Source organism: Lachnoclostridium sp. An131, from assembly GCF_002160825.1.
Taxonomy (GTDB): Bacteria; Bacillota; Clostridia; order Lachnospirales; family Lachnospiraceae; genus Laedolimicola.
The window spans coordinates 135,200-158,197 of the sequence record NZ_NFLI01000008.1 but is presented as its reverse complement, the minus strand read 5'-3'; the positions used below and the strand labels follow the sequence as shown (position 1 = coordinate 158,197).

Below are 22,998 nucleotides of genomic sequence, written 5' to 3'. Positions count from 1 at the left end.
GCGTTCTGTGGGCGGAGTGAACAGCAGCTCAAAATCAAGCGCGAGGGAAAAGGAAAGGAACAGGTGGATTATGAAAGCTTTTCTGATACTGGAAGACGGACATGTGTTTACAGGTACCAGCATAGGGGCACAGCGCGAGGTGATAAGCGAGATCGTGTTCAATACCTCCATGACAGGATATCTGGAGGTGCTGACGGATCCGTCCTATGCGGGTCAGGCTGTGACGATGACCTATCCGCTGATTGGAAACTACGGTATATGTTACGAGGATATGGAGTCGGAGAGACCCTGGCCGGATGGTTATATCGTAAGGGAGCTGTCCAGGATCCCCAGCAATTTCCGAAGCCAGGATACGATACAGAATTTCCTGGAGAAATACGAGATTCCGGGAATCGCCGGAATCGATACCCGTGCACTGACGAAAATTTTACGTGAAAGCGGCACTATGAACGGAATGATTACCACAAAGGAGTATGAGTCTCTGGATGAGGTGCTTCCGCGTCTGAAGGCCTATACCACAGGAAAAGTGGTGGAAAAGGTGACCTGCAGAGAGAAAAAGGTTCTGGAAAATGACGGCCTGAAGGTGGCTCTTCTGGACCTGGGCGCAAAGCGCAATATCGCCCGCTCTCTTCATGAGAGAGGCTGCCAGGTGACGGTTTATCCGGCCGGAACGAAGGCGGAAGAGATCATTGCGGCGAAGCCTGACGGAATCATGCTGTCCAACGGCCCCGGAGACCCGAAGGAATGTACTTCGATCATCGAGGAGATTCGGAAGCTCTATGAGACTGATATCCCGATTTTTGCCATCTGTCTGGGACATCAGCTTATGGCGCTGGCTACCGGAGCAGATACCTATAAGCTGAAATACGGACACCGGGGCGGCAATCATCCGGTCCGCGATCTGGAGACGGGAAAGGTCTACATTTCCTCTCAGAACCACGGCTATGCGGTAGATACGAAGAGCCTTGACCCGGCGGTGGCAGTGCCGGCTTTTGAAAATGTCAACGACGGAACAAACGAGGGACTGCGCTATACGGGCAAGAATATCTTTACCGTACAGTTCCATCCGGAGGCCTGCCCGGGCCCTCAGGATTCCAGTTACCTGTTTGACCGCTTTATACATACGATGGAGGTGAAGAAGAATGCCTAAGAATCCTTCTATTAAAAAAGTTCTTGTAATTGGTTCCGGTCCGATCGTCATCGGACAGGCAGCGGAGTTTGACTATGCAGGCACCCAGGCCTGCCGTTCCCTGAAGGAAGAGGGGATCGAGGTCGTTCTTCTGAATTCCAACCCGGCGACGATCATGACGGATAAGGATATCGCGGATCATGTTTATATCGAGCCCCTGACCGTCGAGGTGGTAGAGCGCCTGATTATCGAGGAGAAGCCGGACAGCGTTCTGCCCACTCTGGGCGGCCAGGCAGGACTGAATCTTGCCATGGAGCTGGAGGAGCGCGGCTTTTTAAAGGAGCATAATGTCCGCCTCATCGGAACGACCTCCGAGACCATCAAAAAGGCAGAGGACCGTCTGGAGTTCAAGAGCACCATGGAAAAGATCGGAGAGCCTGTGGCGGCCTCCCTGGTGGTGGAAAGTCTGGAAGACGGCATCGCCTTTGCAAATAAGATCGGCTATCCGGTCGTGCTTCGTCCTGCCTATACCCTGGGAGGAAGCGGCGGCGGAATCGCCCACAATCAGGAAGAGCTGGAAGAGATTCTGGCCAATGGCCTGAGACTTTCCCGTGTGGGACAGGTGCTTGTGGAGCGCTGTATCGCCGGCTGGAAGGAAATCGAGTATGAGGTAATGCGTGACAGCGCTGGAAACTGCATTACCGTATGCAATATGGAAAATATCGACCCGGTGGGCGTGCATACCGGAGACAGTATCGTTGTGGCTCCCTCCCAGACGCTGGGAGACAAGGAGTACCAGATGCTCCGCACCTCCGCGCTGAATATCATCAGCGAGCTGAATATCACCGGAGGCTGCAACGTACAGTATGCCCTTCACCCGGAAAGCTTTGAATACTGTGTTATCGAGGTAAATCCCCGTGTAAGCCGTTCTTCCGCTCTGGCTTCCAAGGCGACAGGCTACCCCATCGCGAAGGTGGCGGCGAAGATTGCTCTCGGCTATACGCTGGATGAGATCCCGAACGCGATTACCGGACAGACCATGGCAAGCTTCGAGCCCATGCTGGACTACTGCGTCGTGAAGCTGCCCCGTCTGCCCTTTGATAAATTCATCAGCGCCAAGAGAACGCTGACCACTCAGATGAAGGCTACCGGAGAGGTTATGGCTATCTGCGATAACTTCGAGGGAGCTCTGATGAAGGCGATCCGTTCTCTGGAGCAGCATGTGGACAGCCTGATGTCCTATGACTTTACGGCTCTTTCCAGAGAAGAGATTTTAAAGCAGCTTGAAGTGGTGGACGACCGCCGCATCTGGCTGATTGCCGAAGCCATCCGCAAGGGCATTTCTTATGAAGAGATTCACGCTATCACAAAGATTGATCTCTGGTTTATCGACAAGATTGCGATTCTTGTGGAAATGGAGCAGGCCCTGAAAACACAGGAGCTGACTGCAGAGCTTCTGAAGGAAGCGAAGCGCGTCGAGTTCCCGGACAACGTGATTGCCCGTCTTACCGGAAGGACAGAGGAAGAGATCCGGGATATGCGGTACGCGAACGGCATCACGGCTGCATATAAGATGGTAGATACCTGCGCGGCTGAGTTTGCGGCCAGCACACCCTACTATTATTCCGTATTTGGCAGCGAAAACGAGGCGGAGACCGACAGCGGCCGTAAGAAAGTGCTGGTGCTGGGAAGCGGCCCCATCCGAATCGGTCAGGGAATCGAGTTTGACTTCTGCTCTGTACACTGTACCTGGGCCTTTTCCAAGGAGGGCTATGAGACCATTATCATCAACAACAACCCCGAGACGGTAAGTACGGACTTTGATATTGCGGATAAGCTGTATTTTGAGCCTCTTACTCCCGAGGATGTGGAGAATGTGGTGCGGCTTGAGAAGCCGGACGGAGCTGTCGTGCAGTTCGGCGGCCAGACTGCCATCAAGCTGACAGAGGCTCTGATGAAAATGGGAGTTCCGATTCTGGGGACCTCTGCGGAAAATGTGGATGCTGCCGAGGACAGAGAGCTGTTTGACGAAATTCTGGAGAAATGCGGCATTCCGCGTCCGAAGGGACATACGGTATTTACGGCTGAGGAGGCAAAGAAAGCGGCGAATGAGCTGGGCTATCCGGTTCTCGTGCGTCCTTCCTATGTGCTTGGCGGCCAGGGCATGCAGATTGCAATCAATGACAAGGATGTAGAAGAGTTCATCGGCATCATCAACCGGATCGCCCAGGAGCACCCGATCCTTGTGGACAAGTATCTGCAGGGCAAGGAGATCGAGGTGGATGCGGTCTGCGACGGAGAGGATATTCTGATTCCGGGTATCATGGAGCATATCGAGCGCGCCGGCATCCATTCCGGAGACAGCATTTCTGTCTATCCGGCGGGGAGCATCAGCGACAAAGTAAAGGCTACGATTGAAGAATATACAAGAAGACTGGCACGTTCTCTTCATGTCATCGGCCTTATCAATATTCAGTTTATCGCGGTGGGCGATGAGGTCTATGTCATCGAGGTAAATCCCAGGTCCAGCCGTACCGTGCCCTATATCAGCAAGGTGACGGGCATCCCGATCGTACCGCTGGCGACGAGGGTCATTCTGGGACACAAGATCAAGGATCTGGGCTACCAGCCGGGACTTCAGCCGGAGGCTGACTATTATGCGGTGAAGATGCCGGTATTCTCCTTTGAGAAGATCCGCGGTGCAGATATCAGCCTGGGACCGGAGATGAAGTCCACCGGAGAGTGCCTTGGCATCGCAAAGACCTTCAACGAGGCCCTTTACAAGGCATTCCTGGGAGCGGGAATCCGTCTGCCGAAGCACAAGAACATGATCATTACCGTCCGTGATGAGGATAAGGAAGAGGCAGTGGAGATCGCGAAGCGCTTTGAGGCGCTGGGTTACCGGATTTATGCCACCAAGGGAACTGCCCGTGCGCTTCTGGAGGCGGATGTATCCGTGCGTCTGACCAGAAAGCTGGAGCAGGAGTCCCCGAATATTCTGGACCTGATTCTCGGTCACAAGATCGATCTGGTGATTGATACACCTTCCCAGGGCGTGGAGCACAGCCATGACGGCTTTATCATCCGGCGGAACGCCATCGAGACGGGTGTCAATGTGCTGACTGCTATCGACACAGCGAAGGCGCTGGTGACCAGTCTGGAAAATACAGACGCAAAAGCACTGACGCTGATTGATATCGCAAAAATCTGACAGGATAAAGAGCTCCGGCTGCGGAGCTCTTCTCAGGGCTGCCGTGAAAACCAGGAAAGAAAAGCCGGGTTTTCATGTGCAGTCTCTTTTGGCATAAAAGAGGAAGAAAGGAAGTGGGAGGCGTGAGGATTGCGGCAGCGGCGCAGATGAAAGAAATAGATCGGGTGGCAATCGAGAAACGGGGAATCCCTTCAGAGGTTCTGATGGAGCGGGCGGCCCGTCATGTGGCGGAAGCGGCAGAGGAATTTCTGGAGAAGAGAAGGAAAGGTCCCGCTTCTTCCGGTGAGGCGGCGCCGGAAGCCGGCTTCCGGATTGCCGTGTTCTGCGGGCCGGGAAACAACGGCGGTGACGGCGTGGCGGCAGCCCGGTTTCTGAAGGAAAAGGGAATGAAGGTGAGAGCCTTTCTTGTGGGAAGCCGTGAGAAGCTGACAGCGGATACGCGCCTGATGGAAGAGCGGCTCCGGGAAGCAGGGCTTTTGCTTGAGGACTGGCAGACGGAAGCAGAGAATTCGGAACAGAAATCCTGGTGCGCTTCTGCGGATCTGATTCTGGACGCGCTTCTTGGCATCGGCCTGAGAGGTGAGGTGCGCCCGCAGATGAAGGAAGTGATTCTCTGGCTGGATTCTCTTTCTGTTCCGGTGCTGGCGGTGGATATCGCAAGCGGCATCGACACCGACACGGGAGCAGTTCTGGGAGCGGCCCTCCATGCTTCGCTGACTGTGACCTTTACTCTGCCGAAATTCGGCCATTATGAAGGACAGGGAAGCTGCCATACCGGAGGCTTAACGGTCTGTGATATCGGGATACCGGAAGAGGTGGTGGCTCAGGTGCTGTCTTCCGGGACGGAAATGAGGGCCGAAAAGAGCAGGGAAGAGTCATGCGCCGGAGAAGCCGGGCAGGGATATGCGGTGTTTGAAGCCTGTGACGAGGCCTGCGCCAGAGCCCTGCTTCCAAAGCGGCGGGAGGACGGTCATAAGGGGACCTTTGGAAAGGTCTCTATCACAGGAGGAAGTGTGGGCTTTTCAGGAGCGCCGGTGCTTGCTTCGCGGGGAGCGGCCCGCTGTGGGAGCGGTCTGGTATTTCTTGGCGTGCCCGAGAGCATCTATTCGATCACAGCAGCTTCCTGCCTGGAAGTGATGCCCTCGCCTCTTCCGGATCAGGGCGGAAGAATCTCTTCCGGAGCCTTCTTTCAGATTCTTGAGCGGCTGAACGCCTGCGATGCGGGCCTTATCGGGCCGGGACTGGGGAGAAGCCAGGAGCTTTCCCTGCTGGTGTGCAAGCTTCTGGAGCAGACGGCCACGCCCCTTGTGCTGGACGCAGACGGCCTTTATGCCGTCAAAGACAGAAAGGAATTGCTGAAACGCCGGTGTGAGAAGGGCCTTGTGACGATTCTGACGCCCCATGAGGGAGAATTCGCCTATCTGGGCGGCGATCTGTCAAAGGGACGGAAGACGGCGGCTCTCCGGTTCGCGGAGAAGTATGGCTGCATTCTGGTACTGAAGGGACCGGCGACTGTCACAGCCTCGCCGGAGGGAAAGGCCTATATCAATACGACAGGAAATAACGGAATGGCAAAGGGCGGAAGCGGCGACGTGCTGGGCGGCATGGTATTATCCCTTCTCGGACAGGGAATGAAGCCTCTGAAGGCGGCTGCGCTGGCGGTATATCTTCACGGCCTGGCCGGCGATCTTTGCCGTGGCAGGCTCGGGGAATACGGCATGCTGCCGGGCGATCTGGCAGAGGAGATCCCTGCCGCCATTCTGCGCCTGCAAAGAGGCTGTGGAGAGGAGCTGAGAACATGGTAGATATGAAAAGCCTGCTGACCATGCAGGGAATGATGTTTCTGATGATCCTGATTGGCGCGGGACTGCGGAAAATACAGATTGTGACCACAGAAGGGCGCAGAAGCATGACCAACCTTGTGGTAAATCTGGTCCTTCCCTGCAACATTCTGTACGCTTTTTCCAACGCGGACGCTTCCGCCTTCCGCTCCATGCTGGTGGTAGTGGTCATGGCCTTTTTGATTCAGCTTGTCTGGTATCTTCTGAGCAAGGTTCTCTGGAGAGATATGCAGGAGAACAGGCGGGGCGTGATGCGCTACGCCTTTCAGTTCTCCAACTGCGGTTATCTGGGAAATCCGGTTATAGAAGGGCTTTACGGCGCCCAGGGTCTTGTGTACGCCTCCGTCTTTCTGCTTCCGGTGCGCCTCTTTATGTGGAGTGTGGGACTGGAATGCTTTCAGGAGGAGGCAGGAAGCTTTCGGAAAACCATCAGGCGGGCGCTGACTCATCCCTGTGTGCTGGCCACGATTCTGGGCGTGCTGTGGATGTTCTTTCCCATAAAGCTGCCGGATTTTCTGTACAATACGATTTCCGGCTTTAACCAGTGTCTGACGCCGCTGACCATGCTGGTTATCGGCTTTATCATGGCGGAGACGGATCTGCGGAAAATGTTCTGTAAGGATCTCTTTGTCATTACGGCGCTGCGGCTTCTGATACAGCCCATGCTGGTGCTGGCAGTCTGCAGGCTTCTGAATCTGGAGACGCTGGTGGCAGAAGTGGTCACGGTTCTGGTGTCCATGCCTGTGGCAAATACGACGGCGCTTCTTGCGTCCCAGCATGACTGCGACTATACCTTTGCCAGCAATGTGGTGGTATTTACCACGCTGGTATCCATGATTACGATCCCCATTTACGGCCTGCTGGTGGGAGTGGTGTTCGGGTAAAGAGCGTGATCCCGGCTGGGAAACATCCGGCCTGCGGAAGCGGCCCTGGACTGGCCGGAATACTTGCCGGTCCTGTGGTTTTATGGTAAGATGTGCAAAGAAGATGTCCTAAGCGGATAAGGGCAGGCGGGACGGGAATAAAAAGCCTGCCGGAGGACCGCATTTTTGCGGCGGAAAGGGAGAAAGACAGCATTGAAGTGGAATAAATATACATTGAAAACCAGAACGGAAGCAGAGGATCTGATCAGCTCCATGATGCAGGATGCAGGAATCGAGGGAATTGAGATCGAAGACAAAACCCCGTTGAGCGAACGGGACAAGGAGCAGATGTTCGTAGATATCCTTCCGGAGGGACCGGAGGATGACGGAGTGGCCTATATCAGCTTTTATCTGGAGCCGGAGGATGATCAGGCAGAGATGCTGCGTAAGGTTCAGGAAGGACTGGACGAAATCCGCAGCTGGGGTGTGGACGTGGGAGAGGCCACGATCACTGCGTCCGAGACAGAGGATAAGGACTGGATCAACAATTGGAAAGAATTTTTCCACCAGTTTTATGTGGATGATATTCTCATCAAACCCTCCTGGGAAGAGGTGCAGCCGGAGGATCGGGACAAGCTTCTGATTCAGATTGATCCGGGCACGGCATTCGGAACGGGTATGCATGAGACCACGCAGCTGTGCATCCGCCAGCTCCGGAAATACCTGACGCCGGAGACGGTGCTTCTCGATGTGGGGACAGGAAGCGGAATCCTTTCTATCATCAGCCTGAAGCTCGGCGCGAAACGGGCGGTGGGGACGGATCTGGACCCCTGCGCCTTGGAGGCCGTGAAAGAAAATATAGAGGTCAACGGCATCGATCCGGCGTCCTTTGAGATGATGATTGGAAACATCATTACCGAAAAGGAAGTACAGGACAGAGTGGGATACGGCTGCTATGATATCGTAGTGGCCAATATTCTGGCGGAGGTGCTGGTTCCGCTGACGCCGGTGATTCTGGCGCAGTTAAAGCCCGGCGGAATCTATATCACTTCCGGTATTATAGACGACAAGGAAGCGCTTGTGGTACAGACAGTAAAGGACTGCGGACTGACGGTGCTTGAGGTGGCGCATCAGGGCGAATGGGTCAGCGTGACAGCCCGGAAGGAAGAGTAAAGGGGTTTTTGGATATGCATCGTTTTTTTGCGGATCCGTCTCAGATCGGAGAGAAAGAGATTGTCATAACCGGACCGGATATCAATCACATCCGGAACGTCCTTCGGATGCGGACGGGAGAGGAGATCCTGATTGCGGACGGACAGGGGAGCGAATACCGCTGCCTTCTGCGGGAAATCAGAGAGGACGAGGTGCGGGCCGAAATCTGCTGGAAGCTGGATGGAAGCGCAGAGCTTCCGTCTGCCGTCACTCTGTTTCAGGGGCTGCCCAAGAGTGACAAGATGGATTTTATTGTGCAGAAATGCGTGGAGCTGGGCGTATCCCGGATCGTTCCGGTGTCTACGAGACGGACGGTCGTGAAGCTGGATGCGAAAAAGGAAGAAAGCCGCAGAAAGCGCTGGACGGGAATCTCTGAGAGCGCGGCCAAGCAGTCGGGGCGCGGCGTGATTCCGGAGATTTCCGGCGTGATGAGCTTTCGGGAAGCCCTGGAGGAGGCAGAAAAGCTTGACGTCTGCCTGATTCCTTATGAGAGGGCAGAAAATATGGCCCATACCAGAGAGGTTCTGGGCGGCATTCCTTCCGGATCCTCCATTGGAATATTTATCGGCCCGGAGGGCGGATTTGAGGAAGAAGAGGTAGAGAAGGCCATGGCGGCGGGAGCAAAGCCCATTACCCTGGGAAGACGCATCCTGCGGACGGAGACGGCAGGCATGGCTGTGATGGCCATGCTTGGCTATCTGCTGGAGGAGTAGTTATGGAAGTATATTTGGACAATTCGGCTACGACCCGCTGCTACGAGGGCGCGGCAAAGCTGATGTATGAAATTATGACAGAGCATTACGGGAATCCATCTTCCCTTCACAATAAGGGCGTGGATGCTGAGAAATATGTGCGGGAGGCGGTGAAGCTTATCGCCCGCAATCTGAAGGTGGAAGAAAAGGAGCTTTATTTCACCTCCGGCGGCACGGAGAGCGACAATCTGGCTCTCATGGGCTGCGCCCGGGCAAACCGCCGGGCGGGAAATCATCTGATTACCACCTGTTTTGAGCATCCGGCTGTCCTGAACACGATGAAGGAGCTGGAGGAGGAGGGCTTCCGTGTGACCTATCTTCCGGTGGATGAAAGGGGCGTGGTGCGCCTGTCCGATCTGGAAGAAGCCCTCTGTGACGAGACGATTCTTGTCTCTGTCATGTATGTAAATAACGAGATTGGTTCGGTGCAGCCCATAGAGGAAATCGGCGCCCTGTTAAAAAAGCGGAACCGAAAGATTCTGTTCCATGTGGACGCGGTGCAGGCCTTTGGAAAATTCCGCATTTATCCGAAAAAGCAGGGAATCGATCTGTTAAGCGTCAGCGGACATAAGATCCATGGGCCGAAAGGAATGGGTCTTCTCTATGTGGACAGCCATGTGAAGATCCGGCCGATTCTGTTTGGCGGCGGACAGCAAAAGGATCTGCGTTCCGGCACGGAAAATGTGCCGGGCATCGCGGGACTTGCGGAGGCGGTAAAAGAGTGTTACACAGACTTCGGAGAGAAGACAGAACGCCTGTATACCCTTCGTGAATACTTTATCGGGGAAATCAGAAAGCTGGAAGGAACCACGGTAAACGGGCCTCAGGGAAGAGAAGGGGCGCCCCATATCGTCAGCGTAAGCTTTGCAGGGGTGCGGAGCGAGGTGCTTCTCCATGCGCTGGAGGATAAGGGGATTTATGTGTCCTCGGGTTCTGCCTGTTCCTCCAATCACCCGGCGGTCAGCGGAACGCTGACGGCTATCGGAGTGAAGAGAGAGCTTCTGGATTCCACGATTCGCTTCAGCTTCAGCGAGTTTACCACAAAGGAAGAGCTGGATTACACGCTGGAATCCTTACGGGAGCTTCTGCCGGTTCTGCGGCGGTTTACCCGGAGATAGGGACGGGAATAAGAGAAAGGGGAAAGAGATGTTTCACGCATTTTTGATTAAATATGGAGAAATCGGAATCAAGGGCAAGAACCGCTATCTGTTTGAGGATGCGCTGGTGGCCCAGATCCGCCACGCCTTAAAACAGGTGGAAGGAGAGTTCCGTGTAACCAAGGAGCAGGGCCGTATCTATGCGGAGGCTAAGGGAGAATATGACTACGACGACGCGGTGGACGCCATGCGCCGGGTATTCGGTATCGTGGGAATCTGCCCGGTGGTGATTCTGGAAGACCAGGGCTTCGAGAAGCTGGGAGAGGACGTGGTGTCCTATCTGAAAGAGCGGTACGGCGGGGACTGTGACAAAACCTTTAAGGTTCACGCAAAGCGTGCCCGCAAAACCTATCCCATGGCTTCCATGGAGATGAACGCGGAGCTTGGCGCGAAGATTCTGGACGCCTTCCCGAATATGAGGGTGGATGTACATGAGCCGGATCTGATGCTGCACGTGGAGGTCCGTGAGAAGATTTACCTGTATTCCGATGTGATTCCCGGTCCGGGCGGTATGCCGGTGGGAACCAACGGAAAATCCATGCTTCTGCTCTCCGGCGGCATCGACAGCCCGGTGGCAGGCTATATGGTGGCAAAGCGCGGCGTCAAGATCGACGCGGTCTATTTCCATGCGCCGCCCTATACCAGTGAGCGCGCGAAGCAGAAGGTGGTGGATCTGGCGGAAAAGGTGTCCCGGTATACAGGCCCCATCTACCTGTATGTGGTGAACTTTACAGACATCCAGCTTTATATCTATGAAAAGTGCCCTCATGACGAGCTGACTATCATCATGCGCCGCTACATGATGCGGATCGCGGAGCGGATTGCGGAAAAGACAGGCTGCCTCGGCCTGATTACCGGCGAGAGCATCGGCCAGGTGGCAAGCCAGACGGTTCCCAGCCTGGCGGCGACCAACGAGGTCTGCACGATGCCGGTGTTCCGTCCCCTGATCGCCTTTGACAAGGAAGATATCGTTACGATCTCAAAGCAGATCGACACCTACGAGACTTCCATTCAGCCCTTCGAGGACTGCTGCACGATTTTCGTGGCAAAGCATCCGGTGACGAAGCCGAATATCAACGTAATTAAGCGCTCTGAGCTGAAGCTTGCCGAGAAGATCGACGAGATGGTGGATAAGGCTATTGAGACGGCGGAGCTGATTGTGGTAGGATAAAGGTGTGCAGCCCCGCCTGATTTATCCCGGCCTCTCTGGAAGGTTTTCCGAAAAAGTCAAGCCTGCCTTGGGAGCCGGACCTCTTCCCAGAAATTTGGCACACGATAGAAAAAGACAATTTCTGTATCTGTCAGATAGAAGTCAAGGTCATCCCAGCCTGCGGCACCACTAAGTCCCATGGCGCTGCTTATTTCCTGCAGAAGCTCAGTGTCGCTGATTCCGGTGATCTGAGAGGGGGTTACCAGTTCTCCGGTCTCACAGTTCAGAGTAATTCCGTCGCAGTATGAATCGGGGTTTGCGCCTCCGTAATAGGATACATTGTTGATCCGGAGACTGACATAATCCTCACCAACGTAGGAAAGCGACAGGATTTTCAGCAGGGAAAAAGGTGTATTTAAAAAATCGTTGGAACCGGATTTGACCGACTGGGCTGTTTCCAGATAGGCCGCTTCGTACTCCGCGTAGATCTGCCGGAGCGCCTGGTTCAGGACAGAAGCATTGGGAACGGCTTCGCTGAAAAAGTATTCCTCCAGAGTGTAATAATAGTTCATTTTTCCGGTTTCATCGGAGAAAAATTCCTGCTGCTTCTCTTCGATGGAGCCGTATGTATTCAGGTCATAGACCTTCTTTGTTTCTCCGGCGTCCGTTTGCTCCGTTTCAGTCTCAGCTGCAGAATCAGCTTGTGGGATGTCTGCAGCATATTCCGGAAGAGGCAGTTCAGAGAAAAAAATTCCCGGTGTCGGGAGCCTGACCGTCGTGGGCGCGCCACTGGCATTCAGTCAGCTTCATCTGGGTAAAGGCAGCCCGGAAGGAGGAGTCCTCGGGGCTGCAGGCGTAGACGCCGAAAGAGACCTCGCCTCCGGCTTCCCACATATGGCAGATGCGCATCTGGTGAAAGTGAATTCCATCCTCAGAGCATTCGATACAGAAATCGCTTTCCCGGCGGCTCAGCCTGTACCACATGGATTTGGTGGAGGCGCTGATTTCCGTCGTGGCCCAGTCGGAATAGCCATGGTTGGTGACCACGCTTCCCAGATGCTGGAAGACTTCGTTTTCGTATTCTACAGAGCTCTTCAGCCAGTTCTCACTGTCCAGATAGAGAACGATCCCGCACTGGTCAAAGCGGTGATGGCTGTCCTCAAATTCCGTCTTTACAATAAAGGAAAAATATTTGTCACGTGTTTTCATCTGCAGGACAGGAGCGTTATCGTTGCGGAAATGATAATAGGTCCGCTGCCACAGATCCGTGTGAGGTTCGGTGATAATCTCGATCCGGTCCTTTTCAATCGAGAAACGTTCGGGGTTTCTTGTCCAGTACAGCTTGTTTACATCAAAATCCATCCTGCTTACCTCCGGGAGTTTTACTGGTATTCTGGCCTTAGTATAACATGAAACGGGCCGCAGGGAGAAAAAAATTAAAAAATTTGCAAAAACCCTCGTCTAAATGAATCCTTCATCCGTCTAATAGTTATAAGACAAAGAAAAAGGAGAAAGATTTATGAAAAAGAACACAGCAGTAATATGGATGGCAGCAGCAGGACTTGTATTTCTGGCAGGCTGCACAGGCGGAACAAGCAACAGCAGCACAGTGAAAACAGAAGCAGTAAAAGACAGCTCCCAGGCGGAAGCTATGGATACAGATTTGGAAAATGCAGCGGCGGAAGGGGAACAGCCGGATGTTTCAGGCGCTTTTGACTGGCTCCCGGCAGGTGTAGAGCGGCAGAAAGCTGAGACAGAGCCCAATGAGGAGCTCCGAAAGCTGATTGCAGAATATTATGAGATTCCGGATTATGAGCTGGCAGATTCCCGGTACTATTATGATTACGTAGATCTGGACAGTGACGGAGAAAATGAGATCTTTGCCGTTGTGGTCGGCAGCTATACAAGCGGCACCGGCGGTTCTTCCGCTCTCTGGTGTGCAGAGCAGGATGGCGCTCTTACTGTAAAGCAGGCGTTTACGCTTGTCAATATGCCTGTCATAGTAGTTGATAATGAAGAGGGGGGACCGAAGAATCTGGTTCTGGAGCGTTCCGGCGGCGGAGCGGGAGCTGAATATGTGGAGCTCACCTGCGCGGACGGAGTTTATACAAATGTATCAGACGCAGAGCTGGTAAGCGATCTGGAAAATCTCCAGGGAGTGGCTATTCTCTGCAATGATCTGGCAGACGATATGCAGACAGGGAACTATCTGACGCTGGAGCCGGCGGGAGAGTAGCGCCAGGCTCAGGCAGGGAAACTATACGTTCGGAGAGCAGCCCATGAAACGGCATTTGGGAAAACACGAATTTGCGGAAAAAATGATGGAGAACCGTAAGCGTTTTTACTGCATTGCCTACAGTTATGTAAAAAATGAACAGGATGCTCTGGATATCATCAGCGAGGCGACCTGCAAAGGACTGATTCATCTGAAGGAGCTGGATGAAGCAGAGCACCTGGTAACCTGGATGACAAGGATCATTGTGAATACATCGATTGATTTTATACGGAAAAATTCCCGCCTGACAGCCTTGCCAGAGGATTCAGGCGGATACCCGGAGGAGAGGGATTGGAAAGGCAGACAGCCGGAGGAGCCTGACAGAGAAACGCTTTTCGATCTCTACAACGCGATGGACCTGCTTGATCCGGAGGAACGGACCTATATTGTGCTGCGTTATTTTGAGTCCTATAATTTCCGGGAAATTGCGGAAATGCTGAAAATACCGGAGAGCACAGTGAAATCACGGTCTTACCGGGCGCTGGGAAAAATGAAACAGCACATGACTGGAGGTTAGAAAATGAATACAGAGAAATTCGCGTACGAAAATATCGAGGTGCCTGACGACAGACTTGTACAGGCAATATACAGTGGAATGGGCCGGGCAAAGAGGATAAAAAGAAGACAGTATGCCGCGCGTTCTCTTACGGCGGCAGCGGCTGTGTTTGCGCTTCTTTTGTGCAGCGCGAATATCCCGTCCCTGTATGCATATGCCAGTGAAATCCCGATACTGGGCGAGTTTGTCCGGGCGCTTCACGCAGGCAGCGGAGGCGAACAGACGCTTCATGAGGATATACAGGCTGAGATACAGGACAACGAGCTGGTGATTCATTTTATAAATGACGGACGTACGACAGACACTGTGGCGCCTTACACGGCTCAGCATTATTCTGCTCCTTCCAGAATTACCCTGACACTTGAGAGTCTGACAGAGGAAGAGTATGAAAAGCTGGAAAGCCAGATCAGGGAGATGAAGGGCGTCGCAGATGTCTACAGAATCCTTTCCCCTGAAAAAGAGAAAATCAGCTTTGTAATGGTGCTGGATCGCCTGTATGATTATGAGGTAGTGGAACAGATTTTCCCGGGGATGCTTTCTATCCGGCTGTTTCAGGACGCCTATTATGCGGCAGGGGAGAAGGCTCCGGAGCAGCAGGTGTATTATCTGCGGACAGAGGGACTGGGGCAGGATCAGAGGCTGGAGGAGCTGCTGAAGAAGTATCAGGCAGAGGATCCGGCCCAGGTAAAGACCCAGGCAGGCAGCTTCATTCTGACAATTGGAGAATTTTCCTCGGAGGAAGAGGCAGAAAACAGGCTCTCTGAGCTTCAAAGGGATTATGATGGAGCTGTGGAATTCCAGGTGTCTATGGGAATGGCGAAGGAAATTCCGGAGAAGTAGGAATGAAGAAAGATTCCCGGAAAATTTAAGAGTCCCGGAGGTCTTCGGACAGTTTCAGACAGCCAGGCAGGCGCTGTGATTTACAAAAATCACAGCGCCTGCCTGCGTCTGCCTGGCCTCTGAAAATATGGGAGAGGGATTTTCAAGGCCTCTTCCTCTTTTTTTTCCTGTTGACAGAGTATTTTACGCTTGCTATCTGCGGATATTTCGTATATTCTTACACTAAGCTGATAAGAGCATATATGCCGAAACAGCTCTGACCGTGTATACCCTTGTCGACTTAGGGTAACACAGAAGGGTACAAAAAAGAGAATATAAAAATATGCTCAATAGAAAGTAAAACAGGAAGGCTCGAAAGCATGAAGTTTTATATCAGAAGCTATACCTCGCAGGATTGTCCTCTGCTGGCGCAGCTGTTCTATGACACTGTTCATACCATAAACGCCAGAGATTATTCACCGGAGCAGCTTCAGGCCTGGGCCCCCGGCCTGCCGGATCTGGAGCAGTGGGATCGTTCCTTTTTGGAGCATACGGCTTATGTGGCGGAGGCAGAGGGCATTGTTGCAGGCTTTGGCGACATGGATGGAACCGGCTATCTGGATCGTCTGTATGTGCATAAGGATTATCAGGGAAAAGGAATTGCCACGGCTCTCTGCGACCGGCTGGAGTCTGCAGTCCAGGGAAGGATTGTGACTCATGCTTCTGTTACGGCAAAGCCCTTTTTTGAAAAAAGAGGATACCGGACTGTAAAGGAACAGCAGGTGGAGCGGCGGGGGATTCTTCTTACGAATTATGTAATGGAGAAGCAATTTTTTGATTTGTCAAGAAAAAACACTTGACACCCATCTGCTTATAGTGTATGATAACCAGGCGGGTGATGAGCATGGAGAAAATTTTGGAGCAGACTCTCCTCTATGATTTTTATGGGGAACTGCTGACAGAGCATCAGAAGCAGATCTATGAGGACGTGGTTCTCAATGACTATTCGCTCAGCGAGGTGGCGCAGGAGCAGGGAATCAGCCGTCAGGGCGTTCATGATTTGGTGAAGCGCTGCAACAGAATCCTGCAGGATTATGAATCCAAGCTTCATCTGGTGGAAAAGTTTGTGACCATCAAGGAGCAGGTAGAGCAGATGAAGCGTTCTCTTCTCGATGCGGAGCAGCCCGACAGGGAAGAGCTGACACGCCGGCTTGACGGGATACTGGAAAATCTGTAGACGGCGCCAGATGGAATAGTGGAGAATTTGTAGATGGCATTTGAAAGTTTATCTGATAAATTACAGAATGTATTCAGAAACCTGCGCGGTAAGGGTCGGCTTACGGAAGCAGATGTGAAGGCCTCTTTGAAAGAGGTAAAGATGGCGCTTCTGGAGGCGGACGTAAGCTTTAAGGTGGTCAAGCAGTTTATCAAGGCCGTAGAGGAGCGGGCCATAGGCGCAGATGTGATGAACAGTCTGACGCCGGGACAGCAGGTGATTAAGATTGTTCATGAAGAGCTGATCCGCCTGATGGGAAGCGAGACTACAGAGCTGAGGCTCAGCGGCGGAATTACGGTTCTTATGATGATGGGTCTTCAGGGAGCTGGTAAGACGACAACGGCCGCGAAGCTGGCCGGCAAGCTGAAAGCAAAGGGAAAACGGCCTCTTCTGGCAGCCTGTGACGTATACCGCCCGGCTGCAATCAAGCAGCTGCAGGTAAACGGGGAAAAGCAGGGCGTAGAGGTCTTCACGATGGGCGAGAACCAGAAGCCCGTCAATATTGCGAAGGGCGCTTATGAATACGCCAGGAAAAACGGCTTTAATGTGGTGATTCTCGATACGGCGGGCCGTCTGCATGTGGATGAGGACATGATGGCTGAGCTGCAGGAGATTCGGGACAATGTTCCGATTGATCAGACGCTTCTGACCGTAGATGCAATGACCGGACAGGATGCGGTCAATGTGGCAACCACATTTGAAGAGAAAATAGGAATCGACGGCGTGATTCTGACCAAGCTGGATGGCGATACGAGAGGCGGAGCGGCTCTGTCTATCAAAGCCGTGACCGGAAAGCCGATTCTGTTTGTGGGTATGGGGGAAAAGCTCTCTGATCTGGAGCAGTTTTATCCGGACCGCATGGCTTCCCGTATCCTTGGCATGGGAGATGTGCTGACACTGATTGAGAAGGCCCAGGAGACAGTGGATGAGGAAAAGGCGAAGGCTATGACTCAGAAGCTGAAGAAGGCTCAGTTCGGCTTTGACGATTATCTGGAAAGCATGAACCAGATGAAGAAGATGGGCGGTCTGTCCAGCGTTCTGGCGATGATGCCGGGGCTGGGAAATCAGATGAAGAACATTGAGGACGCCATCGACGAGAAAAAGATGGCCCGGACAGAAGCGATTATTCTGTCCATGACTCCCAAGGAGAGAAGTAATCCCGAGATCTTAAATCCCTCCAGAAAGAACCGGATAGCCCGGGGAGCGGGAGTGGATATCGCGGAGGTGAACCGCCTGGTGAAGCAGTTTGAGCAGATGCGGAAGATGATGAAGCAGATGCCGGGCATGATGGGCGGCGGTAAATTCGGTAAAAGGGGACGCTTTAAATTTCCCTTTTAAATATAACAATTTTACAGCATAATAATGCGGAGGTGAATGAGATGGCAGTAAAAATCAGATTGAGAAGAATGGGTCAGAAGAAAGCTCCTTTCTATAGAATCATCGTAGCAGACTCCAGATCCCCGAGAGACGGACGTTTCATCGAGGAGATTGGAACCTATGATCCGAGCACTGATCCGAGTACCTTCAAGGTAGACGTGGAGGCAGCTAAGAAGTGGCTGGCTAACGGCGCACAGCCTACGGAAGTGGTTGGCAAGATTCTGAAGGCAGCCGGCGTTGAGAAATAATCGAGGTAGGACATGAAGGAATTGGTAGAGGTGATTGCAAAATCACTGGTTGAGCATCCGGACGAGGTCGTTGTCACAGAGACTGAGAATGAGAAATCCATTCTTGTGGAGCTTAAGGTGGCGCCGTCGGATATGGGCAAGGTCATCGGCAAGCAGGGCCGGATTGCCAAGGCTATCCGCAGTGTCGTAAAGGCAGCTTCCTCGAAAGAAGACAAAAAAGTAGTGGTGGAGATTCTTCAGTAGAAGCTCCGAGAAAGGCGGCGGGTGGAAACACCCGCTGTTTTGCACGCAGGCAGTGAGCCGTGGAGAAAGGATAAAAACGTATATGGAGCCATATTTACGGGTAGGAGTGATTTCGTCTACGCATGGCCTTAAGGGAGAGGTCAAGGTATTTCCGACTACGGATGATCCGGAGCGGTTTCGGAAGCTGAAGACGGTTTTTCTGGATACGGGGAAGGACTATCAGCTGCTTACGATCACCGGAGTCCGCTTTTTTAAGAATCAGGTGATTCTGAAATTCAAGGAGTTTCAGGATATTAACGAGGTGGAGCGATATCGGGGCCGGGATCTGCTGATCAAGCGGGAACAGGCTGTCCCCCTTGGGGAAAATGAAAATTTTATTGTGGATTTGATAGACCTGGAGGTTTTTGATGATACAGAGCAGAGGCTCGGGATTCTGACAGATGTACTGCAGACAGGGGCCAATGACGTCTACGTGGTGGAGACGGAGGAGGGGAAGGAAATTCTGCTTCCCGCGATTCCGTCCTGTATTCTTGAGGTAGATTTGGAGAACGGGCGGATGCTCGTCCATGTGCCGGAGGGGCTGCTTTGATGAACAGATATTATGTACTGACCCTGTTCCCGGAGATGATTCGGAACGGCCTTGGGACGAGCATCACCGGGAGAGCCATAGAGAAGGGAATGATCGGCCTGGAGGCCGTGAATATCCGGGATTATGCGGGAAATAAGCATGGGAAGGTGGACGACTATCCTTATGGCGGCGGAGCCGGCATGGTGATGCAGGCAGAGCCAGTCTATCAGGCGTGGCAGTCTGTGACAGAGCGCATCGGGCATAAGCCGAGAGTAGTATATGTGACGCCTCAGGGCTCCGTCTTTCACCAGGCGATGGCGGAAGAGCTCGCGCAGGAGGAGGATTTGATTTTCCTCTGTGGACATTATGAGGGTGTAGATGAGCGGGTGCTCGAAGAGATTGTGACAGATTATGTGTCTATCGGCGATTATGTACTGACGGGCGGCGAGCTTCCGGCTATGGTGATGATTGACGCCATCTCCCGTCTGGTTCCCGGCGTATTGAGCAATGAAGCTTCCGCAGAGTTTGAGAGCTTTCAGGATGGGCTTCTGGAGTATCCCCAGTACAGCCGCCCGGAGGAGTGGCGGGGAAAGAGGGTTCCGCCGGTTCTGATGTCCGGACATCATGCGAAGGTGGAAAAGTGGCGCCTGGAGCAGTCGCTGCTTCGCACGAAGGAGCGGCGTCCGGATCTGTATGAGGCTTATCGGAAGGAGCAGGAGCGTATGTTTGAGATTCGTTTTGTCAGGGAAGGCCTTCGTTTTCGGGCGAAGGAGGGACAGACGATTCTGGATGCGGAGATTGCGGCGGGAATCGCGCCGGACGCTCCCTGCGGAGGCCAGGGTAAATGCGGAAAGTGCAGAGTGACCGTAAATGGAAAGAACGTCCTGGCATGCCAGACAAAGGCGGAACCCGGCATGCGCATAGATACCGGAGAAAAGAAGAAGGCAGAGGCACAGATTCTTGCTTCGGGAAAGAAAAGGGAGGTTCCCTTTGCGCCGGGCGAGCTGCCTGCTGAAGTGGAGAATCCCCTGCTTGCAGCCGTAGACGTAGGATCTACCACAGTGGTTGCCTATCTGATGGATGGCACAACAGGGGAGGAGCTTGCGGTGAAGAGCCGGATGAACCCACAGAGGCAGTATGGCGCGGATGTAGTCATGCGCGGAAGCTATGCGCTGGAAAAGGGAGCGTCCGTTTTAAGCAGCTGCATCAGAGAAGCAGTGGACAGCCTGCTTAAGGAGGCGGCGGAAGACTGTGGAAGAAGCGCCAGGGAGATTGTGAAGGTTTCGATGGTGGGGAACAGCTGCATGCACCATCTGTTCCTGGAGATACCGGTGGATTCTCTGGTGGTAGCACCATATGAGCCGAAGGTCAGAGAGGCCTTGAGGCTTACGGCCTCTGAGTGCGGGCTGGCCTCCTGTCCCCATGCAGAGGTTCTGTGGCTTGCCAATATCGGAGGCTTTGTCGGGGCGGATACGACGGGCTGCATCCTGGCTTCCGGGATCGCGGAGCAGGAGAGCCTGACGCTTCTGGTAGATATCGGCACAAACGGGGAAATGGTTCTCGGGAACAGGGAAGGGCTGCTTTCCTGCTCCACAGCGGCGGGCCCGGCCTTTGAAGGTGCGAAAATTACCTGCGGCATGCGCGGAAGCGAGGGAGCTATTGACCGTGTATGGATTGAAAAGGGAAGGCCTGCATACCATGTGATCGGCGGGGGAGAGGCAAAGGGCATCTGCGGCTCGGGACTTCTGGACGCGGCGGCCTGCTTTCTGAAGCTGGGCATCATCGATGAGGGCGGAAGAATGGAAGAGGACTGGCATTTTACGGACGAAGTCTATCTGAATCAGAGAGATATCCGGGAGCTTCAGCTGGCAAAGGCAGCGATCTGTGCCGGCATACGTCTGCTCTGCGCCCAGAGAGGGGCAGAGCCGGCGCAGATCAGCAGAGTGCAGCTGGCTGGAGCCTTTGGGAACTATCTGAATCCATCCAGCGCCTGTGCGATTGGGATGTTTCCGAAGGAGCTGGAAGGAAGGATCCGCTCCATAGGAAACGCAGCTGGCGAAGGAGCGAAGCTTGCAGTCCGAAATCAGGAGGAATATGAAAAAAGCGGCCGTCTGGCGGCGGAGACAGAATTTGTGGAGCTGGCGCTGAAACCGGAGTTTCAGGAGGTGTTTGTGGATGAGCTTGCTTTTCCGGAATGAAGAGGAAGAAAAGGCATTTGAAGCGGGAAAGGATTTGGCTCTCTCCTGCGGATTTTCAGAGGCGGCCCTGCTGGACTGCAGTACGATTGAACTGTCGGATGCGGTGCGGCAGATGTGCGAGAAGAATACCTGCGGTATGTATGCAGGGAACTGGGCCTGCCCTCCCGGCTGCGGAAGCCTGGAGGAGTGCAGAAGCAGGATTGGCGGATACCGCTGGGGCATTCTGGTCCAGACGGTCGGAGAGCTGGAGGACAGCCTGGACTATGACGGAATGATGGAGACGGAGAAGAGGCATAAGGAAACGTTTCTGAAGGCTGCGGAAATGCTGAAAAGGCAGTATCCGGGGCTTCTGGCTCTGGGCGTGGGCTGCTGCACCGTCTGTTCCTCCTGCTCTTATCCGGACGCGCCCTGCCGGTTCCCGGATAAGCAGATTTCCTCGATGGAGTCCTATGGCATTATGGTAAGCGATCTCTGCAGGGCAAATGGGCTTGGTTATTACTACGGTCCTGGAAAAATCGCCTATACCTCCTGCTATCTGCTGGGCTGAAGCCCTGCCGGAACGGCCAGCCAATGGAACTGCCGGTTCTGTCCGGCCGGAAGCCAGGAAAAAGAATGGGAGACTGGAAAGCGATGATTATCATAGGAGAAAAAATCAACGGTTCCATACCGGCGGTGGCAGAAGCTGTCGCGGGGCGGGATGCGGACTTTATCCGGAAGCTGGCAAAGCTTCAGGCGGACGCGGGAGCAGACTTTATCGACTGCTGTGCAGCGGTTCCCGTGGAAGAGGAGGCCAGGGTGCTGAGGTGGATGATAGACTGCATCCAGGATGTGACCGAGCTTCCTGTTTCCCTGGACAGTCCCAGCCCTGAGGTGCTGCTGGAGGTGCTCCCATATTGCAGGAAGCCGGGACTTATCAACTCTGTTTCCGGGGAAAGCGGCAAGCTGGAAAAGATTTTTCCGGCGGCTGCAGACACAGGCTGGGGAATTGTCTGCCTTCTGTCAGACGATACGGGAATTCCTAAGTATGCGGCAGACCGGATAAAGGTTTTCGACCGGATTATGGAAAAGGCGGAAAGCTATCAGATACCGCCCGCCCGTCTGTATATAGATCCCCTGGCGGAGATGCTGTGCCTCTCTGAAAACGGCATGGAGACCGCTGCAGAGGTGATAAGAGCAGTGCGCAGAAGATATCCGGATATTCATATCACGGCGGCTGTCAGCAACGTTTCTTTCCAGCTTCCGGTCAGGAGGGCGGTCAATCAGGGCTTTGCGGTTCTGGCCATGAACGCAGGTCTGGACAGCGCGATCCTCGATCCCTCTGACCGCAGTCTGATGGGCGTGATCTATGCGGCAGAAGCGCTTCTGGGACGGGACGAATACTGCCTGGAGTATATCAGCGCTTACCGCAGAGGAATATTCGGGCCGGGAAAGTAATCTGGGAAGCCGGAATAAGCCCGGCAGAACAGGCAAAAACATGCTTGCTTTTTCGCAGATGATATGGTAGAATAGTGTACGTTGTGATAAAAGCAGATGGTCCGCTGCCGCGGCAGACGGGAAGAGGCGCCTGTATGGGCGACAGGAACAGATACGTGCCGGCCTCCGGTGCGGTTCCGGCAGAGCTCTTCGCTTCTGCGGTAAGAACATCCAGAATTAAGGAGGAGACAACGAAATGAACGAAATTATCAAGAACATTGAAGCTGAGCAGCTGAAGGCTGAGGTTCCCCAGTTCAACGTGGGAGACACCGTAAAGGTTTACGGAAAGATCAAAGAGGGAAACCGTGAGAGAATCCAGGTATTCGAGGGCATCGTCCTGAAGAAGCAGGGAGGCGGAGTCCGCGAGACCTTTACCGTAAGAAAGAATTCCAATGGCGTAGGCGTAGAGAAGACATGGCCGCTGCATTCTCCGAACGTGGAGAAGGTGGAAGTGGTTCGCCGCGGTAAGGTTCGCCGTGCAAAACTGAACTACTTAAGAGGACGTGTAGGAAAGCGCGCAAAGGTAAAAGAGCTGGTAAAATAGTGTTCGCTGCTGTTTTGGACAGAGTATGGCTTGATAAAAAGGGGAGAATGAAAATTCTCCCTTTTTATGTATATGGCGGAAACGCCGCGGTACCGCAGGAGGGGCG

Annotated in this window: 23 protein-coding genes and 1 pseudogene; 22 read left to right on the top strand and 2 right to left on the bottom strand. The window is 53.6% G+C overall.

Features of this window, described 5'->3' with window-relative positions; all coding sequences use genetic code 11:
* Window positions 1-70: 70 nt before the first annotated feature.
* The 8 genes from B5E77_RS08515 to thiI all read left to right on the top strand — a co-directional run bounded on the left by B5E77_RS08515 (window position 71) and on the right by thiI (window position 11,336).
* Window positions 71-1,150, top strand: coding sequence for a carbamoyl phosphate synthase small subunit (locus B5E77_RS08515; protein WP_087164935.1), 1,080 nt, complete (start codon window positions 71-73; stop codon window positions 1,148-1,150).
* Window positions 1,143-4,340, top strand: coding sequence for a carbamoyl-phosphate synthase large subunit (gene carB, locus B5E77_RS08510; RefSeq protein ID WP_087164934.1), 3,198 nt, complete (start codon window positions 1,143-1,145; stop codon window positions 4,338-4,340). Before B5E77_RS08515 ends, carB begins: the two co-directional genes overlap by 8 nt.
* A 113-nt stretch (window positions 4,341-4,453) precedes the next feature.
* A complete protein-coding gene (locus B5E77_RS08505; RefSeq protein WP_242963675.1) occupies window positions 4,454-6,145 on the top strand; it encodes an NAD(P)H-hydrate dehydratase in 1,692 nt (563 codons plus the stop codon).
* Window positions 6,139-7,065 carry an AEC family transporter gene (locus B5E77_RS08500; protein WP_087164933.1) on the top strand — a complete coding sequence of 309 codons (927 nt, stop codon included), beginning with the start codon at window positions 6,139-6,141 and terminating at the stop codon, window positions 7,063-7,065. The genes B5E77_RS08505 and B5E77_RS08500 overlap by 7 nt, the downstream gene beginning before the upstream one ends.
* A gap of 192 nt (window positions 7,066-7,257) precedes the next feature.
* A complete protein-coding gene (gene prmA, locus B5E77_RS08495) occupies window positions 7,258-8,217 on the top strand; it encodes a 50S ribosomal protein L11 methyltransferase (RefSeq protein ID WP_087164962.1) in 960 nt (319 codons plus the stop codon).
* A 14-nt stretch (window positions 8,218-8,231) separates the two neighbouring features.
* A complete protein-coding gene (locus tag B5E77_RS08490; RefSeq protein WP_087164961.1) occupies window positions 8,232-8,969 on the top strand; it encodes a 16S rRNA (uracil(1498)-N(3))-methyltransferase in 738 nt (245 codons plus the stop codon).
* Window positions 8,970-8,971: 2 nt separating this feature from the next.
* Window positions 8,972-10,126, top strand: coding sequence for a cysteine desulfurase family protein (locus B5E77_RS08485; protein ID WP_087164932.1), 1,155 nt, complete (start codon window positions 8,972-8,974; stop codon window positions 10,124-10,126).
* Window positions 10,127-10,154: 28 nt separating this feature from the next.
* Entirely contained in the window at window positions 10,155-11,336 is a 1,182-nt protein-coding gene (thiI, locus tag B5E77_RS08480; protein WP_087164931.1) for a tRNA uracil 4-sulfurtransferase ThiI, read from the top strand.
* 56 nt (window positions 11,337-11,392) lie between these two features.
* Here the strand turns inward: thiI and B5E77_RS08475 are convergent, their stop codons facing one another.
* Complete coding sequence (locus tag B5E77_RS08475; RefSeq protein WP_087164930.1) at window positions 11,393-11,887, bottom strand: hypothetical protein; 495 nt, start codon at window positions 11,885-11,887, stop codon at window positions 11,393-11,395.
* A 166-nt stretch (window positions 11,888-12,053) separates the two neighbouring features.
* The gene (locus B5E77_RS08470) at window positions 12,054-12,677 is read right to left on the bottom strand and encodes a DUF1349 domain-containing protein (RefSeq protein ID WP_087164929.1); all 624 of its coding nucleotides are present in this window, start codon (window positions 12,675-12,677) and stop codon (window positions 12,054-12,056) included.
* Window positions 12,678-12,834: 157 nt separating this feature from the next.
* Here B5E77_RS08470 and B5E77_RS08465 point away from each other — a divergent pair, with 157 nt between their 5' ends.
* From B5E77_RS08465 to rplS, 14 genes and pseudogenes are all read left to right on the top strand, one after another.
* The gene (locus tag B5E77_RS08465; RefSeq protein ID WP_087164928.1) at window positions 12,835-13,551 is read left to right on the top strand and encodes a hypothetical protein; all 717 of its coding nucleotides are present in this window, start codon (window positions 12,835-12,837) and stop codon (window positions 13,549-13,551) included.
* 43 nt (window positions 13,552-13,594) lie between these two features.
* Complete coding sequence (locus B5E77_RS08460) at window positions 13,595-14,107, top strand: sigma-70 family RNA polymerase sigma factor (RefSeq protein ID WP_087164927.1); 513 nt, start codon at window positions 13,595-13,597, stop codon at window positions 14,105-14,107.
* Between the two features lie 3 nt (window positions 14,108-14,110).
* Window positions 14,111-14,986 (top strand): SPOR domain-containing protein, encoded by an 876-nt coding sequence (locus tag B5E77_RS08455; RefSeq protein ID WP_087164926.1) that lies wholly within the window; start codon window positions 14,111-14,113, stop codon window positions 14,984-14,986.
* Window positions 14,987-15,345: 359 nt separating this feature from the next.
* A complete protein-coding gene (locus tag B5E77_RS08450) occupies window positions 15,346-15,825 on the top strand; it encodes a GNAT family N-acetyltransferase (RefSeq protein ID WP_087164925.1) in 480 nt (159 codons plus the stop codon).
* Between the two features lie 44 nt (window positions 15,826-15,869).
* Window positions 15,870-16,202 (top strand): YlxM family DNA-binding protein, encoded by a 333-nt coding sequence (gene ylxM / locus B5E77_RS08445; RefSeq protein ID WP_087164924.1) that lies wholly within the window; start codon window positions 15,870-15,872, stop codon window positions 16,200-16,202.
* Between the two features lie 33 nt (window positions 16,203-16,235).
* Entirely contained in the window at window positions 16,236-17,579 is a 1,344-nt protein-coding gene (ffh, locus tag B5E77_RS08440) for a signal recognition particle protein (RefSeq protein ID WP_087164923.1), read from the top strand.
* Between the two features lie 41 nt (window positions 17,580-17,620).
* Window positions 17,621-17,866, top strand: coding sequence for a 30S ribosomal protein S16 (gene rpsP, locus B5E77_RS08435; protein WP_087164922.1), 246 nt, complete (start codon window positions 17,621-17,623; stop codon window positions 17,864-17,866).
* Between the two features lie 12 nt (window positions 17,867-17,878).
* Window positions 17,879-18,109: a KH domain-containing protein gene (locus B5E77_RS08430; RefSeq protein ID WP_087164921.1), complete on the top strand. Its 231-nt coding sequence runs from the start codon at window positions 17,879-17,881 to the stop codon at window positions 18,107-18,109.
* A gap of 82 nt (window positions 18,110-18,191) precedes the next feature.
* Window positions 18,192-18,698, top strand: coding sequence for a ribosome maturation factor RimM (rimM, locus tag B5E77_RS08425; RefSeq protein WP_087164920.1), 507 nt, complete (start codon window positions 18,192-18,194; stop codon window positions 18,696-18,698).
* A pseudogene (gene trmD, locus B5E77_RS17635) lies at window positions 18,698-19,594 on the top strand (tRNA (guanosine(37)-N1)-methyltransferase TrmD); the annotation flags it as partial. The gene rimM and the pseudogene trmD, both read left to right, overlap by 1 nt.
* A complete protein-coding gene (locus B5E77_RS17630; RefSeq protein ID WP_275532755.1) occupies window positions 19,592-20,875 on the top strand; it encodes an ASKHA domain-containing protein in 1,284 nt (427 codons plus the stop codon). The pseudogene trmD and the gene B5E77_RS17630, both read left to right, overlap by 3 nt.
* On the top strand, window positions 20,853-21,422 hold the full coding sequence (locus B5E77_RS08415; RefSeq protein ID WP_087164918.1) for a DUF2284 domain-containing protein: 570 nt from the start codon (window positions 20,853-20,855) through the stop codon (window positions 21,420-21,422). The genes B5E77_RS17630 and B5E77_RS08415 overlap by 23 nt, the downstream gene beginning before the upstream one ends.
* Window positions 21,423-21,487: 65 nt before the next feature.
* Window positions 21,488-22,309 (top strand): methyltetrahydrofolate cobalamin methyltransferase, encoded by an 822-nt coding sequence (locus tag B5E77_RS08410; protein WP_330394649.1) that lies wholly within the window; start codon window positions 21,488-21,490, stop codon window positions 22,307-22,309.
* 235 nt (window positions 22,310-22,544) lie between these two features.
* Window positions 22,545-22,892 (top strand): 50S ribosomal protein L19, encoded by a 348-nt coding sequence (gene rplS, locus B5E77_RS08405; protein ID WP_087164917.1) that lies wholly within the window; start codon window positions 22,545-22,547, stop codon window positions 22,890-22,892.
* Window positions 22,893-22,998: the final 106 nt, after the last annotated feature.